Source organism: Lysinibacillus sp. FSL M8-0134 (assembly GCF_038069745.1).
In the GTDB taxonomy this organism is placed as follows: domain Bacteria; phylum Bacillota; class Bacilli; order Bacillales_A; family Planococcaceae; genus Lysinibacillus; species Lysinibacillus irui.
Genome location: NZ_JBBPAJ010000001.1, coordinates 1,215,939 through 1,231,786 on the forward strand (window position 1 = coordinate 1,215,939; position 15,848 = coordinate 1,231,786).

General features: G+C 38.4%; 20 protein-coding genes. 12 read left to right on the forward strand and 8 right to left on the reverse strand.

Features of this window, described 5'->3' with window-relative positions:
* Positions 1 to 158 precede the first annotated feature (158 nt).
* From MKY49_RS05885 to MKY49_RS05905, 5 genes are all read right to left on the reverse strand, one after another.
* A complete protein-coding gene (locus MKY49_RS05885) occupies positions 159 to 791 on the reverse strand; it encodes a response regulator transcription factor (RefSeq protein ID WP_274797285.1) in 633 nt (210 codons plus the stop codon).
* On the reverse strand, positions 766 to 1,806 hold the full coding sequence (locus MKY49_RS05890) for a sensor histidine kinase (RefSeq protein ID WP_341385788.1): 1,041 nt from the start codon (positions 1,804 to 1,806) through the stop codon (positions 766 to 768). The genes MKY49_RS05885 and MKY49_RS05890 overlap by 26 nt, the downstream gene beginning before the upstream one ends.
* Complete coding sequence (gene liaF / locus MKY49_RS05895) at positions 1,803 to 2,486, reverse strand: cell wall-active antibiotics response protein LiaF (protein ID WP_312505381.1); 684 nt, start codon at positions 2,484 to 2,486, stop codon at positions 1,803 to 1,805. Before liaF ends, MKY49_RS05890 begins: the two co-directional genes overlap by 4 nt.
* 112 nt (positions 2,487 to 2,598) lie before the next feature.
* Complete coding sequence (locus MKY49_RS05900; protein ID WP_274796164.1) at positions 2,599 to 3,237, reverse strand: PspA/IM30 family protein; 639 nt, start codon at positions 3,235 to 3,237, stop codon at positions 2,599 to 2,601.
* A gap of 15 nt (positions 3,238 to 3,252) precedes the next feature.
* Complete coding sequence (locus tag MKY49_RS05905) at positions 3,253 to 3,609, reverse strand: lmo0954 family membrane protein (protein WP_274796166.1); 357 nt, start codon at positions 3,607 to 3,609, stop codon at positions 3,253 to 3,255.
* 340 nt (positions 3,610 to 3,949) lie between these two features.
* Between MKY49_RS05905 and sirA the strand changes: the two genes are divergently transcribed.
* The 3 genes from sirA to MKY49_RS05920 all read left to right on the forward strand — a co-directional run bounded on the left by sirA (position 3,950) and on the right by MKY49_RS05920 (position 5,508).
* Positions 3,950 to 4,375, forward strand: coding sequence for a sporulation inhibitor of replication protein SirA (sirA, locus tag MKY49_RS05910; protein WP_004232148.1), 426 nt, complete (start codon positions 3,950 to 3,952; stop codon positions 4,373 to 4,375).
* A 98-nt stretch (positions 4,376 to 4,473) separates the two neighbouring features.
* Positions 4,474 to 4,692, forward strand: coding sequence for a YneF family protein (locus MKY49_RS05915; protein ID WP_004232154.1), 219 nt, complete (start codon positions 4,474 to 4,476; stop codon positions 4,690 to 4,692).
* A gap of 345 nt (positions 4,693 to 5,037) precedes the next feature.
* Positions 5,038 to 5,508, forward strand: coding sequence for an S-ribosylhomocysteine lyase (locus tag MKY49_RS05920; RefSeq protein WP_312505386.1), 471 nt, complete (start codon positions 5,038 to 5,040; stop codon positions 5,506 to 5,508).
* A 50-nt stretch (positions 5,509 to 5,558) separates the two neighbouring features.
* On the opposite strand, the gene MKY49_RS05925 is transcribed toward MKY49_RS05920, so the two are convergent.
* Positions 5,559 to 6,530 carry an alpha/beta hydrolase gene (locus tag MKY49_RS05925; RefSeq protein ID WP_274796168.1) on the reverse strand — a complete coding sequence of 324 codons (972 nt, stop codon included), beginning with the start codon at positions 6,528 to 6,530 and terminating at the stop codon, positions 5,559 to 5,561.
* Positions 6,531 to 6,736: 206 nt separating this feature from the next.
* Between MKY49_RS05925 and MKY49_RS05930 the strand changes: the two genes are divergently transcribed.
* The 3 genes from MKY49_RS05930 to MKY49_RS05940 all read left to right on the forward strand — a co-directional run bounded on the left by MKY49_RS05930 (position 6,737) and on the right by MKY49_RS05940 (position 8,900).
* Complete coding sequence (locus MKY49_RS05930; RefSeq protein ID WP_396631732.1) at positions 6,737 to 7,921, forward strand: acetyl-CoA C-acetyltransferase; 1,185 nt, start codon at positions 6,737 to 6,739, stop codon at positions 7,919 to 7,921.
* Positions 7,922 to 7,943: 22 nt separating this feature from the next.
* Positions 7,944 to 8,210, forward strand: coding sequence for a YqkE family protein (locus tag MKY49_RS05935; RefSeq protein WP_274796170.1), 267 nt, complete (start codon positions 7,944 to 7,946; stop codon positions 8,208 to 8,210).
* 183 nt (positions 8,211 to 8,393) lie between these two features.
* Complete coding sequence (locus tag MKY49_RS05940; protein WP_274796171.1) at positions 8,394 to 8,900, forward strand: GNAT family N-acetyltransferase; 507 nt, start codon at positions 8,394 to 8,396, stop codon at positions 8,898 to 8,900.
* 21 nt (positions 8,901 to 8,921) lie between these two features.
* Here the strand turns inward: MKY49_RS05940 and MKY49_RS05945 are convergent, their stop codons facing one another.
* Both MKY49_RS05945 and MKY49_RS05950 read right to left on the reverse strand, forming a co-directional pair.
* The gene (locus MKY49_RS05945; protein WP_274796172.1) at positions 8,922 to 9,401 is read right to left on the reverse strand and encodes a VanZ family protein; all 480 of its coding nucleotides are present in this window, start codon (positions 9,399 to 9,401) and stop codon (positions 8,922 to 8,924) included.
* Positions 9,398 to 10,297, reverse strand: coding sequence for an aldo/keto reductase (locus MKY49_RS05950; RefSeq protein WP_274796173.1), 900 nt, complete (start codon positions 10,295 to 10,297; stop codon positions 9,398 to 9,400). The genes MKY49_RS05945 and MKY49_RS05950 overlap by 4 nt, the downstream gene beginning before the upstream one ends.
* 76 nt (positions 10,298 to 10,373) lie before the next feature.
* Here MKY49_RS05950 and MKY49_RS05955 point away from each other — a divergent pair, with 76 nt between their 5' ends.
* The 6 genes from MKY49_RS05955 (at position 10,374) to MKY49_RS05980 (ending at position 15,760) form a co-directional block, all read left to right on the forward strand.
* Positions 10,374 to 10,931 (forward strand): NUDIX domain-containing protein, encoded by a 558-nt coding sequence (locus MKY49_RS05955; protein ID WP_274796174.1) that lies wholly within the window; start codon positions 10,374 to 10,376, stop codon positions 10,929 to 10,931.
* 53 nt (positions 10,932 to 10,984) lie between these two features.
* Positions 10,985 to 11,497, forward strand: coding sequence for a hypothetical protein (locus tag MKY49_RS05960; protein ID WP_341385790.1), 513 nt, complete (start codon positions 10,985 to 10,987; stop codon positions 11,495 to 11,497).
* A gap of 122 nt (positions 11,498 to 11,619) precedes the next feature.
* Entirely contained in the window at positions 11,620 to 12,081 is a 462-nt protein-coding gene (fur, locus tag MKY49_RS05965; protein ID WP_274796176.1) for a ferric iron uptake transcriptional regulator, read from the forward strand.
* Positions 12,082 to 12,313: 232 nt separating this feature from the next.
* On the forward strand, positions 12,314 to 13,216 hold the full coding sequence (xerD, locus tag MKY49_RS05970; protein ID WP_274796177.1) for a site-specific tyrosine recombinase XerD: 903 nt from the start codon (positions 12,314 to 12,316) through the stop codon (positions 13,214 to 13,216).
* A 98-nt stretch (positions 13,217 to 13,314) separates the two neighbouring features.
* Positions 13,315 to 14,496 (forward strand): phosphopentomutase, encoded by a 1,182-nt coding sequence (gene deoB / locus MKY49_RS05975; RefSeq protein ID WP_322610358.1) that lies wholly within the window; start codon positions 13,315 to 13,317, stop codon positions 14,494 to 14,496.
* A 13-nt stretch (positions 14,497 to 14,509) separates the two neighbouring features.
* The gene (locus MKY49_RS05980; protein ID WP_341385791.1) at positions 14,510 to 15,760 is read left to right on the forward strand and encodes a thymidine phosphorylase; all 1,251 of its coding nucleotides are present in this window, start codon (positions 14,510 to 14,512) and stop codon (positions 15,758 to 15,760) included.
* Positions 15,761 to 15,848 lie beyond the last annotated feature (88 nt).

Genomic DNA, 15,848 nt, shown 5'->3' on the forward strand with positions numbered 1-15,848 from the left:
CGTATCTATAAAAAAAGGTTCAATTTGTGAGTGGGGTAAAAAGAAGAGTGAGTAGTATATGATGTAATTGGTGCACGTCATCATGTAAGTGATCTACCAAAGTACCTCTAAAAGTATAAAAAACTGCATGCTAACATGCAGTCTTTTTATGTAGGAGGCTATTTAGCGAGCCCATTTTGAAAGGCGTAGACAACAGCTTGTGTGCGATCTTGCACTTCTAGCTTAGCCAAAATATTGCTTACATGCGTCTTTACCGTTTTTAAGGCGATATATAGCTCGTCGGCGATTTCCTGATTGGCTTTGCCCTGTGCCATCAGCAATAATACTTCCATTTCACGGTCAGTAAGTTGCTCGTAAAGGGGCGTATTATTACCGTGACGCATACGGTGCATCATTTTGGATGTTACCTCTGGCTCTAATACCGTTTCGCCACCTATTGTTTTACGGATAGCATCGGCAATTTGTTTTGCATTTGATGTTTTTAGAATATAACTCACTGCCCCAGCCTCTAAGGCAGGATAGACTTTATCATCATCTAAAAAACTAGTGACCATCATAATTTTTGCCTCAGGCCATGCCGCTAAAATTTCTGCTGTTGCCTCTGCTCCTGTCATGATCGGCATGACATTATCCATTAAAATTATATCAGGTCTAAGTTCAAGGGCACGTTCTACAGCCTCTTTGCCATTTTCAGCCTCTCCAACAACTGTAATATCCGGTTGTGCTGATAAATACGCTGAGACACCAATACGTACCATTTCATGATCATCCGCTATGAGCACTTGTATCATCGTCATTGATCTCCTCCTTATGCAGTGGAATTTTAACCTCCACTATCGTTCCTTCTCCAGGCACTGACACAATTTTATAAGTGCAACCAATTTCAACTGCCCGTTCTGCTATATTTTGTAAGCCATAGGAAGTGGATTTATCTGCCTCTACATCAAAGCCTAACCCATTATCTTGAATTCGTAAAATAGCTAAGTCGTCTCGTGCAACTAAAAGTAACTCCACTTCACTTGCCTTAGCATGACGAAGTGTATTGGAGAGCGCTTCCTGAGCAATACGGAATAAATGGTCTTCCTCTGCCTTGGTTAAGGCCATTTCCTCTAACTCATATTCAATATGAAAATAAACTTTTTGCTGAAGCTCAATAATCAATTCCTCTAAGCCTTGTGCCAATGTTTTATTGTGTAGCGCTACAGGTCGTAAATGCAGCAATAATGCACGCATTTCAAGCTGAGCTTGTTGAACAATTTTCTCCACTTGTTTTAAACTCGTAGCATTTTCGTCATTTTCAGTTAATGCGGAGAGCAACATGGAGGCAGCAAACAGTTGCTGTGACACGGAATCATGCAGTTCTCGAGCAAGTCGTTGGCGTTCAGCAATTATGCGCTCCTGAATAATTTTGTCATTAGCTTCCGCCCGTTCATTAGATAAACGCTGTAAGCTTTTACGCTGTGTATCAATTAATTCACTTGTTTGAATAAGTGCTTTTTTTAATGGCTTTGGTAAAGCTTGCTTTTTAGGAAAAATAAAATCTGGCTCGATTAATTGCTTCACGATACGTGTTGCTTGAGCTTCTCGTGCACGAGCAGTCATACTAATCCAGCTAGCAAACAGGAAGCTGAGTGCAAAAAGGCTAACAACAATGATTCCACCTAGAGGAAAATTATCGTAATTCTGTTGCCATAAAGGCTCCCATGTTTTTTCGTCTGGGTTTCCCCAAACAGCCACAAGCAGCCCAAATGTAGCACTCATTAAAATGAAAAATAAAGTAAATAATCTTGAGATAAAGGCAATCATTTGCGTAGCACCTCCAAATCTCCAAGCCATGTTGCGACATGAATAATCAAAATACGTTTTGCATCCTCAGGGTTGCCATCGGAGAAGCTAACACTTTCATTTAATATACGTTGTGGCCCTACATGTAAGCATGTAAGCTCACCAAATAATGTTGTATAGTGTAAACGGAAAGGGATTTCATATGGAATATAGATCTGAACTTTGCCGATACCTTGCCGAATCGTAATAAGACTAGTACCAGCAGGTAAAATGGTTTGTGTTGTATCAATAGTTATATCTCCTGCAAGGCGTTGAATTTGGACATCTTGCCATTTATACGCTTCCGTAGGAGCAGGCATTGTACCGATTAAGTCATTTTTAGTCGCAGGGAGTTTTTCAAATAGCTCTGCACCAACCACTTTTGGCTCGTTTTCTCGTTGTAAGTATTGATAGAGCATATATAAGAGCATGATTACAATGAATAAACGTAAGCTCCACATAGTAAACAGAGCAACCGCAATAAAGAAAATTCCTGTCCATTTGAAAAAACGTACTTTTTTGGAAAAACTTAAATAGAGAAGTACTGCCCCAATCAATAAACAGAAGGCGCCACCATTATTAAAAATAGTGAGCTCGACAAAAACGAGTAAAAAGAAGCATAGTACCCAAAATGTGAGCTTATTAGTTGTAAAATTTTGCAAGAGGGTCACCCTTCCTTCTACTAATAGTATAAGAGAGGGAATGGGTCCCTCTAATTTAAAACGTGAAAGAATGCGCCTTATAAAGTTGGCGCATTGCTTTCATTATATCATGTTATTTATTTTCAATTAGCAGTGGTGAGCTTTCTTCGGCTGCTTTTTTTTCTAATTCTGCCAATCTTGCCTCAAAAGTTGTAACCTCATGATCTTTGTCGATTTGGTAAGCTAATTTATCAATATAGGCTTCTAAATCTTCAAAATTTGTTTTATTGTTTTTGGCAATCATACCGTCCATTTGATGATGAGCACGTGTTACGTTTTCTTTCCCCATCAACTGTAATTGACGTACTTTCATGTCTTTAATTTTATGTTTCATTGTTTCGAATTTGCGCTCAAGCTCGAAGTATTCTCGTGTACTCGCCTCAATACTTGCTTGTAATGTATGGTTTCGCGCTGTGTAAGCTGTTACTTCATCTGTTGCGAAATCAATTAAATCTTGCTCTCCGCTAGTTGTTGCTAACGCTAATTGAGATTCACGTTTTGCGAGTAATTCAGCGTTCTCTTTAAATTCTTGCTCCAATTTTTCCTTTAATTGCCCTTGACGTTCTAATAATTTACCTGTTTGTTCTGTTTGTTTTTCTGCCTCGCGAATGTACTGGTTTAACATCGCAATTGGATTTTTTTGTTCCTTTTTATCAAATAGGTGATGTATGTCCGCCTCTACTGTATATCTAAAACGTTGAAATAAATTCATGTAAATTCGCTCCTTTTATTTTGTTAGATTTGACCATTCTTTTTCAAAGTTTGTAAATGGATCTTCTTCTTTTTTCCCTTCAATTGTAGGGATTTTTACATCTTCGCCATTCCATTTTTTATAGATGACGTAGATAATAGCGATTGCTGCAAGACCGATCATGGCTGGAATGTTAGAAACTGCAGATAGGACTCCGATTAGACCAACCGTAAACCAGAAAATTTTCCCGAATGTGGATTTGCTAGCGATGTAGAAATGCATGCCCAGTGCTACAAATAATCCGGAGAATAGTAAGCCTGCAAGTGGTCCGATTAAGGCAAGTGCAACACATGCTGCGATTACGCCTCCAGTTAATAAAAGAAATTTTCTCATTTGTTTTAGCTCCTTTCGTTTGTACCTTTATGTTACCTATTTGCATGATTGTCTAAAACGGACTCGAAATTGATTTTGTACTAGGTCTTGAGGCGGAGCTTCTTCTAAGCAGCAGTAATAGAGGGGATTTCGGAGTGTTTTACGACTTACTTTTACTATTTTTGATAACTATTCATCGATTTCTAATGCGAATTTTAGCTTTTGCCATAAAGTCATTTTTAGAACCGAAACTAGAATTTTTTCGACAAAAATAGAAGATAGATCCTTCCTTCGTTTGACAAATTAACAAGAGTGGATGAGCTATACTTATGGAAAAGAAACGAGCGAAGGAGGATTTCTGTTGAGAACCTATTCTATATATAAAATAAAAGAAGAGCATTTAACGTTTATTTTTGGCAGAGAGCGTAAGTTGTTGGAAATGATGCAAGGCTGTGAAGATGCCAATGAGAAATCCTTAAAAGAGCTTGCCTATATATGCGAATCCGTTCGTTTTGAAGAAATTGCAGCAATGTTGGAGCATCAACTTGATTCTAAATATGCCCATTTAGAAAGAGCTCGCAATGCTTTGTTTTTAGAACATCCTATAAAAGGCAAAATGGCTATTTATTTAGTCGATCGTAAAATTTGCGTTTATTGCGAAGGTTCGCGAATGCTAGATTTAGATCTATTTCAAATGCTTGCTAAAATGAGTGAACGGTTTATTGCTTTTAATAAACAGGATAATGAGTGTGGGTGGTTAAAGCCGATGAAGTATACAATGCACTAGGAAAATTCACTACAATATATAGTAACATGCTATCATTTGGTGTATAATGGAGCGTGGAGAGTTTTTCTCGGTATATTGTAGTGGAGGAGGTTGGTTGTATGCCTACATGGGGCTGGATTATTATCGTAATTATCGCATTAGCAGCGGGCGCGGCACTTGGTTTCTATTTCGCTCGTCAAGCTATGATGAAATATTTAAAAGAAAACCCACCTATTAATGAGCAAATGATTCGAATGATGATGGCACAAATGGGTCGTACGCCGTCTGAAAAGCAAGTACGTCAAATGATGGCACAAATGAATAAATTCCAAAAGTAATCGGAATTTTTAAGGAGCAGCTAGTTTCAGTAACTGGTTGCTTTTTTCGTGGGTTCAAAAAGAAGGGATTATCTCAAAAGTAAATTGAGATAATCCCTTCTTTTTGTTTAAGAAATGTTTAATAATGGAGCAGCTATACATTTTTTATCTCAAATATTCAACACTTCTATTATTTCATGAAGGACAAAAAAGCGGATATCGAAAACCCCTTGAAATGGGAGAAACATTTTATCAGATTGATATTCTCTTTAAAAATATAAAATTTCATGCAATTTAAAATATTTACACTTATTTTTGGGAAACTAGCTATAATAGGTAGTATTGATAGAAAAGGAGCTGTTAGAAATGGAACGTGAAAAGACAAATGTAGAAAGTTTTGATCTGGATCATACGAAAGTAAAAGCACCGTATGTTCGTTTAGCAGGTGTTAAAACTGGGAAAAATGGCGATGAAGTGTACAAATACGATATACGCTTTAAACAGCCCAATAAAGAGCACATGGAAATGCCAGCCTTACATTCTTTAGAGCATTTATCAGCTGATATTATCCGCAATTACTCTGATCATATTGTTGATTTCAGTCCAATGGGTTGCCAAACAGGCTTCTATGTATCACTTATTAATCACACTGATTATGAAGATTTATTATCTATTTTGGAAAAAACCTTTACAGATGTGACGAAAGCAACAGCAGTGCCTGCATGCAATGAGGTGCAATGTGGATGGGCGGCGAGCCATAGCTTGGAAGGGGCACAAGCCTTAGCGAAAGAATTTTTAGCAAAACGTGATGAATGGCATATCGTTTTTGCGGAATAAAATAACTTAAAAACCTTGCGTGATTTTTAATCAGCAAGGTTTTTATATTGCTAAAAATGGAAAGGTATGACGTTGGAGGAGGAAGAATCTCGATTTATTTTTTGGTAAATAAAACTTTCTAAAAAATCATGAATTAAATCTTCATATTCATCCATATTTTCATTAAAGGACTGTGCATGTGCACCTGTATCAAAGAGTTTTAATTTTTTTGGACCTACTTTTTTATTGTATAAATCAAGTGACATAGAGGCTGGAATAAATGTATCTGGAATACTATGGATAAAAAGTATTGGCTTTTCAATATGGGTAACTGCTTCAGCAGGTGTGACACTTTTAAAAGAGTAGCCATCTCTTAGGCGAACGAAGAAATCGGCAAAACGGATGGGTATAATGGAACCGTATTTAAATTCTGTTTTGGCGATTTGCTTGAGAAGCATCGAAAAGTCAGAGAACGCACAATCGGAAATGTAAAAATCAGCACCATCTTCTACTGTCCCAGCATACAGTAGCATAGTTGCAGCACCCATGGATTCACCATGAATACCAAGAATAGCATCCTCACCAATCATCGCCTTGACTGTTTTCACTACCGCATCCAGATCGTTTTTCTCATAATAGCCGTAACTCGTAGTTTTGCCTCCAGATTCACCGTGGCGACGGTGGTCAAAAATAACTGAATTATAGCCAAGTCTTTCAAATAATCGCGCGTATTTTACGGAATTTATTTTATTTTCCGTAACACCATGACAAATGATAATGGTGTTATTGGTTTCCAAAGGTTGAAACATAATGCCGCGAATGGTGTAACCATTTGGAGAATCAATATTGAGTTCACACTTCAAATTATTATTATACCAAGCTTCGTCAAAGCGCTTAGCTGTCGTTTCACGTTCGCGAACAAATTCAGGGTCTTTTTGCTGTATATACATTAATTTATTGGAAAGCGCGAAGCCGAACAAACCTGTTGCAGCCGCGGCTAGCGTTGTCGTAATACCAGAAAATAAAAGCATCTTCTTTTTCATCTAAAACACCTCCACATGCTATTTCTTATTTGTAATGTTCCCAACTAAGATTGTTTAAAACACGTCAACATTTTACAATAACTTTGGCAAAACTGCGATTATTTCTATTATCGAAAATCGTCAAAACATTTGTTAAAATATACATATCTGCTAGTAGCATATGCATGCAGTGTTGATTTTTGAACGGGGAAAAGGGGAGAATGGACATGACAAATGAGGTAGTAATCGTGAGTGCTGTGCGTACAGCTATAGGCTCATTTCAAGGGACATTGAAAGACGTACCAGCAACAACTTTAGGTAGTATTGTCATTAAAGAAGCATTAGCTCGTGCAGGTGTAGCAAAAGAGCAGGTCGATGAGGTGATTATGGGGAACGTCTTATCAGCAGGACTTGGGCAGAACCCAGCGCGGCAGGCAGCGATAAAGGCTGGTTTACCACATGAAGTGTCAGCTTTAACCATCAATAAAGTATGTGGATCTGGTTTAAAGGCTGTTCATTTAGCAACACAGGCCATTTTAGCAGGAGATGCTGATATTATTGTTGCAGGTGGCTTTGAAAATATGAGTCAAGCGCCTTATGTCTTAAAAAATGCACGAGAAGGCTTCCGTATGGGAGATCAAAAGGTAGTCGATACAATGATTCATGATGGCTTGTGGTGTGCGTTTAATGATTATCATATGGGAATTACAGCAGAAAACCTATGTGATATGTACGAGATTTCACGAGAAGAGCAGGATGATTTCGCAGCTCGCTCACAGCAACGTGCAGAGGCCGCAATTTCTGCAGGCAAGTTTGAAGATGAGATTGTCGCTGTAGAGATTCCTCAGCGCAAAGGTGATCCTATTCTTTTCGAAAAGGATGAGTTTCCTCGAGCAGGTGTGACAGCAGATTCTCTTGCAAAGTTACGTCCAGCATTTAAAAAAGATGGATCAGTAACAGCAGCGAATGCATCTGGCATTAACGATGGTGCCGCAGCCGTTGTTGTGATGTCAAAGGAAAAGGCACAAGAGCTCGGTATTCAACCAATGGCCATCATTTCTGCTAATGCCAGCGCAGGAGTCGATCCTGCCATTATGGGAACAGGTCCTGTCAAAGCAGTGCAAAAAGCGCTAAAAAAGGCAGGGGCAACATTAGATGATGTGGATTTAATTGAAGCAAATGAAGCATTTGCAGCACAATCGATTGCTGTAGATCGTGAATTAAGCTTTAATCATGATAAACTAAATGTTAACGGGGGTGCGATTGCTCTTGGTCACCCAATCGGTGCAAGTGGTGCTCGAATTTTAGTGACGCTATTACATGAGATGGAAAAGCGTGATGCAAAAACGGGCTTAGCCACATTATGTATTGGTGGTGGACAAGGCGTAGCAACTGTTGTCAAGCGCCCTTAATGTCAATAAGTAGGTGAATGGAATGGGAAAGAAACGAAAACAACAGCAACATGCGGCTAATAGCATGACAGCAAGTTTACCAAAGCAAGAAGCTGTAACATTAGCAGACCAACTAGGTGGCGATGTACTTGCAAAATTAAAAGCTGCGAAGCAAGATTTAACTGCTAAAGAGCAAGCGGCAGAAGAAGAACGCCAAGCAAAACTTGCATTTGAACGCAAACAACGTGAAAAAAATAAATCGTTTGAAGAATTACTAAACGAATACGGAGATAAAGGCTCAAAATATTAAATGGGAAAGCAGTGAATTCATGCATAAATGGATTCACTGTTTTTTTATGTCCATATAAAATATCCTTTAATAGACGATATTATAAAGGCAAGAGATTCTTAATCATAAAATGGAGGACGCTGCCAATAACATATACCTTATTGTAGTTTATTAAATGATTAAATTATGATAGGAGTAACAGCCATGTTAGAAATACAAACAGAAAGATTAAGATTAATACCTTTAAATGCTAAGTATCTACAATTACTAATTGAGCGTGGAGAACAAATGGCAAAAGAGCTGTCGTTAAGTAAGTTTGAGGAAATATTAGATGACGAGCTTAAACAAGCATTGCATTTCAGACTCTTCAAGGTTTTAGAAGATGAGCAAAACTATCTGTGGCATACAAATTGGTTGCTTGTATTAAAAGAACAAAATTGTGCTATTGGAGGCATTATGCTAAAAGGGATGCCTAACGAGAGGCTGGAAGTGATCATTGGTTATTACACTTTTCCTAGTTTTCAGGGATGTGGTTATATGACAGAAACCATCATCGCATTGAAGAACTGGTTACTTAGTCAACCAAATGTAAAGTATGTTATAGCTGATACTGAAAAGGATAATAAGGCTTCCCATCGAGTTTTAGAAAAAGCAGGAGCTACATTATATAAAGAAACAGAGTCATTCTTTTTTTGGAGATTCCTACATTAATTATAGATAAAAGACAAAAGGCTAAAACAACGCCTTTTGTCTTTTATTTTTAAACAATTTCCTTATAATGACGACTGCACCAACAAAAACAATGGCCCCGGCTGTATCAACAAGCACATCTTGACCACTCATCGTGCGACCTGGAGTAAAGCTTTGACGAAATTCATCAAGCATTGCGATAAAAGCCGTGCCGATAATGGCAATAATAGCTGCAAAACGGCGTTTTCCCCATGCAAAGTACAGACCAAGTGCAATACATCCAAACCCGATAAAATGTGTCAATTTACGAATTAAAAATTCTACAAATGGAAAATAACCGCGTTCTTCAATAGATACGGTTGTTCCCCAATACGGAATTTTTAAAACGGATAGTTGTTCTTCAAAAGGTTTATTGGAAAGTAAGTCTTCTAATTCAGGTAAAATACTTTGTTGCTCGTAGGTCATACTTGAAGAGGTGATTAGTATGACTAGACAGATGATAAAGATCAACCATTTTTTCATCGGTGTTCTTGATAATGCTCATCTTTAGTCAGCTTATTGACTTTCTTAAAATCTGTTATCGAATCAATTTTTTCATAGGCAGCAAGTGTTTCAGCTAATTGTTGTTGTGAGCTTGCACCGATGACCGTTGAAGCGATAGTAGGTTCTTTTAGATTAAAGGCGATTGCCAGTGCATGTAAATCATCATATTGAGCAGCTAAGTCTGTTAACGTTGTAGATAACTCATCTACTGTATAGGTATTAAAACCATTTACATGCTGTAGACGTTGTTGCCAGCTATTCGTTAGTAAGCCTTTCGCAACTGTTCCACGTGTTACGACAGATGCACCTTCCTTTGCAATCAACTCAAACCATTCTTCAGGGCGACGGTCTAATGCACTATATTGCATCATAACGCTTTTTGCTGAGCTTGCGGGTAAAAAACGACGTAGCACGTTGGGGCGAATGGAGGAAATACCATATTCCCGAATAAGACCTTCTTTTTTCAAATCCTCAAATGTACTGATAATACCATCCCAGTCATCCTCGATTGTACCACCATGTAATTGGTAAAGATCAATGTAGTCAGTACCTAAACGACGTAGGCTAGCATGTATGGCTTCTTTTATATAGGACGGGGATGCATCCCAGTGCCAGCTATTGACACCTTCAGTCCAGCGATTACCTACTTTTGTGGCTAAAATAACATCTTTACGACGTTTTCCTAGGGTTGCCCCAATAATTTCCTCGTTTGCACCGTAATCATATAAATCTGCTGTATCAATATAATTAATGCCAGCATCTAAAGCCATATCGACAATAGTAGCAGCTTGCTTTTTATCTGTCGAAAGAGACATGCCTCCTAAACTGATCTCTGAAATAAACAATTCACTTGTGCCAAGCTGTCTTTTTTTCATGTGAACAACCTCCTTCGATTTCTCTACTTGTAATGGTACAATGAACATATCTGAAGAACAAGCGAGGTTATCGTCAATGAAAAAGTTTGAGGAAAAAACAACTAAAACGACACCGGTCTATGACGGAAGAATAGTAAAACTACAAATTGATGATGTGACGTTACCGAATGGTCAGGTTGCCAAACGAGAAATTATCAAGCATCCAGGTGCTGTGGCAGTCATTGCTGTTACGGCTGAGGGGAAACTAGTGTTGGTAGAGCAATATCGTAAAGCGCTTGAACGTTCTATAATTGAAATTCCTGCTGGTAAACTTGAGCCTGGTGAGGAACCAGTGGTAACAGCACGCCGAGAATTAGAGGAGGAGACTGGCTATGGGGCACATAGTCTAACTTTTTTACAGGCATTTGCGACATCTCCAGGCTTTGCGGATGAAGTTATTTATCTATTTGTTGCCAAGGGTTTATATAAAATAGAAAATAAAGCAGACTTAGATGAGGATGAATTTGTCGAACTATTAGAAGTTTCGTTGGAAGAGGCACAAACAATGGTAGTAGATCAACGAATATACGATGCTAAAACAGCATTTGCGGTACTTTGGCTTGCAGCAAATTTAGAAAATAATCTTTTAGCATAATAGAGACGGACGAGCATAAGCTGTACAAACCTTGATAGAAAAGGAGCATGTTTATGTCTCGTACGGTGTCTATATTTTATCACGCTTCCATCATTGCGGTAAGTTTTGTTTGTGGTGTTATCTTCTTTCATATTATTGGTGGACCGAAAGCGGAACCATTTATTTTATTTATAGAGCCTCGTTTAGCAGATGAGGACAGGCAATCCATTTTTCGTTTAGTTTTACCTGTTGCTATTTCCATAGGCCTTGTTTTGCTACTAGCGACACATAGCGTTTTAAAGGTTTTAGTACGTGTGAGTGTAGCTATGCGTGCCACTTTTTTTGGCTTTAGCTCGGTTTTTTTATTACAAAAACTTGAAGCTTTTTGGCTTTATACGATTTGGTGGTTTCCATTTCAGCTCATCTATTGTATATTGTTGCTAGTCCTATGCAATTTACTTGTACCTGCTTGGTCAAAGCGAAAAATCGGGAAACAAGTATCTGGTCGGACAATTTTGTTGAATTTTATCGCATTTTTCATCATAATAGTTGCAGAGTTTATTGTTATTTCTTATGTGTTAAAATGATGAATTGAATGGACATAAATTGAGATCAGATAAAAAAATAGAAGCTTGTTAGAAATCTATTCACTATCTTGTAATAGGATTTACTCCTTTGGTATAATGGAAAGAGTTTAGGGGGGCGTCACATGGAGAGCCGAATTGATCGTATAAAAAAACAGTTGCATAGTGCTAGTTACAAGCTGACGCCGCAGCGAGAAGCGACAGTTGCTGTCTTGCTTGAGCACGAAGAGGACCACCTAAGTGCTGAGGATGTATACCTTTTAGTAAAAGAAAAAGCACCAGAGATTGGTCTAGCTACTGTTTATAGAACGTTAGAATTATTAACTGAGCTCAAAATTGTCGACAAAATCAACTTTGGCGATGGCGTATCGCGCTATGACTTACGCCAAGAGGGAGCTGCCCATTTCCACCATCATCTTGTTTGTATCGAATGTGGTGCTGTTGATGAAATTCAAGAAGATTTGCTTGAAGATGTGGAAGCCGTAGTTGAAAAACGTTGGAACTTTATCATCAAAGATCACCGACTAACTTTCCACGGCATATGCTGGCGCTGTCATGATAAGAACGACGAAACGAATGAAGACTAATAACGAAAAACTGTCTGTTTTAATCTTTAGTATAGATTGAAATAGGCAGTTTTTTGTTTTATCTTGATGCAGTAGAAAGCAATGATTGGGAAGATTAGCTTTTAGGCTAACCCGAATTTCTAAACTTACGATGTAACGACATGGGTTGAATTATGTCGAATGGAGGGTGCTTTAGCACATTTCTTTTTGCCGTGCTAAAATAGAGAATAATTGACAGTGAGGGGGCGTTGTGATGAATGAGTTTCAATATGCAGTAGAGGACTATATCCATTTTATCCAGGTGGAAAGGCAGTTATCTGATAATACATTAGCATCCTATCGCCGAGATTTAGAAAGCTATGTGCATTTTTTACAGGAGGCAGAGGGGATGGCTGATTTTAGCCGTGTGGAACGAACAACCATATTACGGCATTTAGAGCAATTGCGGGCACAAGGCAAGACAAGCCGTACCGTTGCTCGTCATATCTCCTCTATTCGGAGCTTTCACCAATTTTTACTGCGAGAAAAGCGTGCTGAAACAGATCCAACGGTTCATTTGGAAATGCCAACCATAGAGCAAAAATTGCCGAATATCCTATCTATCGAAGAAATTGAAGCTTTACTAACAGCTCCAAATCGTAGTAAACCACAAGGTATACGTGATCTAGCAATGCTAGAGTTATTATATGGCTCAGGTATGCGCATCAGTGAACTTATTGCGTTGGACTTAGCCGATATTCATTTAACAATGGGCTTTGTACGTGTATTTGGGAAGGGTGGGAAGGAAAGGATTATTCCACTTGGCAAAAATGCACTATCAGCCATTAATGCCTATTTAAACGGTGCTCGTGGTCAATTACAAGGAAAGCATCCAAAAACAGATGCGTTTTTTATTAATCAAAGAGGGAAACGTTTAACAAGGCAGGGTTGTTGGAAATTAATGAAGGAGCATGCATTAAAGGCAGGCATCCAACATGAGTTAACACCACATACATTGCGACATTCCTTTGCTACTCATCTGGTTGAAAATGGAGCCGATTTACGAGCGGTGCAGGAAATGCTTGGCCATGCAGATATTTCTACTACGCAGATTTATACACATATTAGTAAAACCCGATTATCTGAGGTTTATAAGCAATTCCATCCACGAGCTTAATACTTCTAAAAGGAAAAATATTTTTTAGTCGGATGTCTGACCTTTATTTTTAGCTTTTTTTTGGTAAAATAGAGTCATGAGATTAGGAGGCAACCATTATGAATAAACCGTTTAACAAAATCCATGTTGTTGTCATGGATTCCGTAGGTATTGGTGAAGCACCGGACGCTGCAAATTTTGGTGATGTTGGTGCACATACACTAGGACATATCGCTGAAAAAATGAATGGGCTTACAATGCCAGTGATGGAGTCCTTTGGTTTAGCAAATATTGAATCATTGCAAGGCATGCATCCAGTTAAGGAACCAAAAGCATACTACGGTAAAATGCAAGAAGCATCTGTTGGTAAAGATACGATGACTGGTCATTGGGAAATCATGGGGTTAAATATCGATAAACCATTTAAGGTGTATCCAGAAGGGTTTCCAGCGGAGCTTATTTCTGAGCTAGAGAAGCGTACAGGTCGTAAAGTGCTGTGCAATCAACCGGCAAGTGGTACACAAGTCATTGAAGACTTTGGTAAGGAGCATATGGAAACAGGTGCGATTATTGTCTATACGTCGGCAGATCCTGTTTTACAAATTGCTGCACATGAGGAAATCATTCCATTAGAAGAATTATATAAAATATGTGAAATTGCTCGTGAATTAACATTACAGCCTGAATATTTAGTAGGGCGCGTTATTGCACGTCCATTTGTTGGTACACCAGGAAACTTTACTCGTACTTCCAATCGACATGACTATGCATTAAAGCCATTTGGCCGTACAACGATGAATGTTTTGAAGGATGCAGGGTTAGATGTAATTGCTATTGGAAAAATCTCTGATATTTTCAACGGTGAAGGTGTTACAGATGCCGTTCGTACAAAAAATAATATGGATGGTATGGATCGATTTGCAGAGGTTGTACGCCGTGACTTCCGTGGTATGAGCTTCTTAAATTTAGTAGACTTTGACGCCAATTTTGGCCATCGTCGTGATCCATTAGGATATGGACAGGCATTACAAGAGTTTGACGCACGTTTACCAGAAATTTTGGAAGCGATGTCAGAAGAAGATTTATTAATTATAACAGCTGATCACGGAAATGATCCAACCTTCCATGGAACAGATCATACGCGTGAATATGTACCGTTAATTGTCTATTCACCACGCTTCAACGGAGGAGCACAACTTGCACTTCGTGAAACGTTTGCGGATATTGCAGCAACAGTTGCTGAAAACTTTCATGTAGAAGCACCACCATTCGGCAAAAGTTTCTTACAGGATTTGAAATAAGGGGGTTATTCGTATGAATATGGTTCAACTGTTTGAAAAGAAAAAACAAGGATTAGAGCTATCTCAAGCTGAAATTCAGTATTTTGTTGAAGGCTATACGACAGGTTCAATCCCAGATTATCAAGCAAGTTCACTGTTAATGGCAATACGCTTATTAGGTATGTCTGATGATGAAACGTTTTATTTAACAAAGGCCATGATCGAATCAGGTGATGTTATTGATTTAACATCCATTGAAGGCTTTAAAATTGATAAGCACTCAACAGGAGGAGTTGGTGATAAGGTTACACTTGTTGTTACACCAATTATTGCTTCCCTAGGAATTCCTGTGGCTAAATTTAGTGGTAAAGGTCTAGGTATTACTGGAGGTACAATCGATAAACTAGAATCGATTAAAGGCTTGAAAACAGAGCTTTCCTCACAAGAGTTCATTGATAATGTCAATCGACATAAAATTGCAGTAGCTGGTCAAACAGGTAATCTAGTGCCAGCTGATAAAAAGTTGTATGCCCTTCGAGATGTAACAGGTACGGTTGATTCTATACCATTAATCGCTGCATCAATCATGAGTAAAAAAATTGCAAGTGGTGCCGATGGTATTGTATTAGATGTTAAATGTGGATCTGGTGCCTTTATGAAGACACAAGAAGAAGCACAGCTTTTAGCGGATACAATGACAGCTATTGGAGAAAAACTAGGACGTAAAGTGGTTGCACATATTAGCGATATGGATAACCCACTAGGTAAAATGATTGGTAATAAGCTTGAGGTCGTAGAAGCCTATGCTTTATTAAAAGGACAGTTAGAAGAAACACATGAAGATTTAGTCGATGAATGTGTCGTCATTGCCTCCTTAATGTATCAAGTTGCCGCTGGTGTAAAGGAAGCAGAAGCAACTGCAGCTGTTAAGCGTGTGCTTGCGGATGGTTCGGCCGCTGCAAAATTTGAGGAGTTTATTGTCGCACAAGGTGGAGTAGTCTCTGATATTGTTCAAAATGACACAGCTTATAAAGTAGCGGTAACAGCAATTACAGAGGGTACGGTGGAAACAATTAATGCCCTATTAGTTGGTGAAGCGAGTGTCGGTTTAGGAGCTGGACGTTTAACGAAGGAATCTGAACTTGATTTTGATGCAGGAATTCAGTTGATTGCTAAAAAAGGCGATCATGTTAACAATGGTGAGACCATTGCTTATCTATACTCAAATAATCCAATTGACGAAGAAACAATTAATAAAGTACAAAAAGCTTATACAATTGTATAAATGTTAGTTTAGCGAGAGCTCTCACTTTTAGAGAGTTCTCGCTTTTTTGTGTTTTAAGGAAAGAACAATCAAATAGATGGATAGAGCT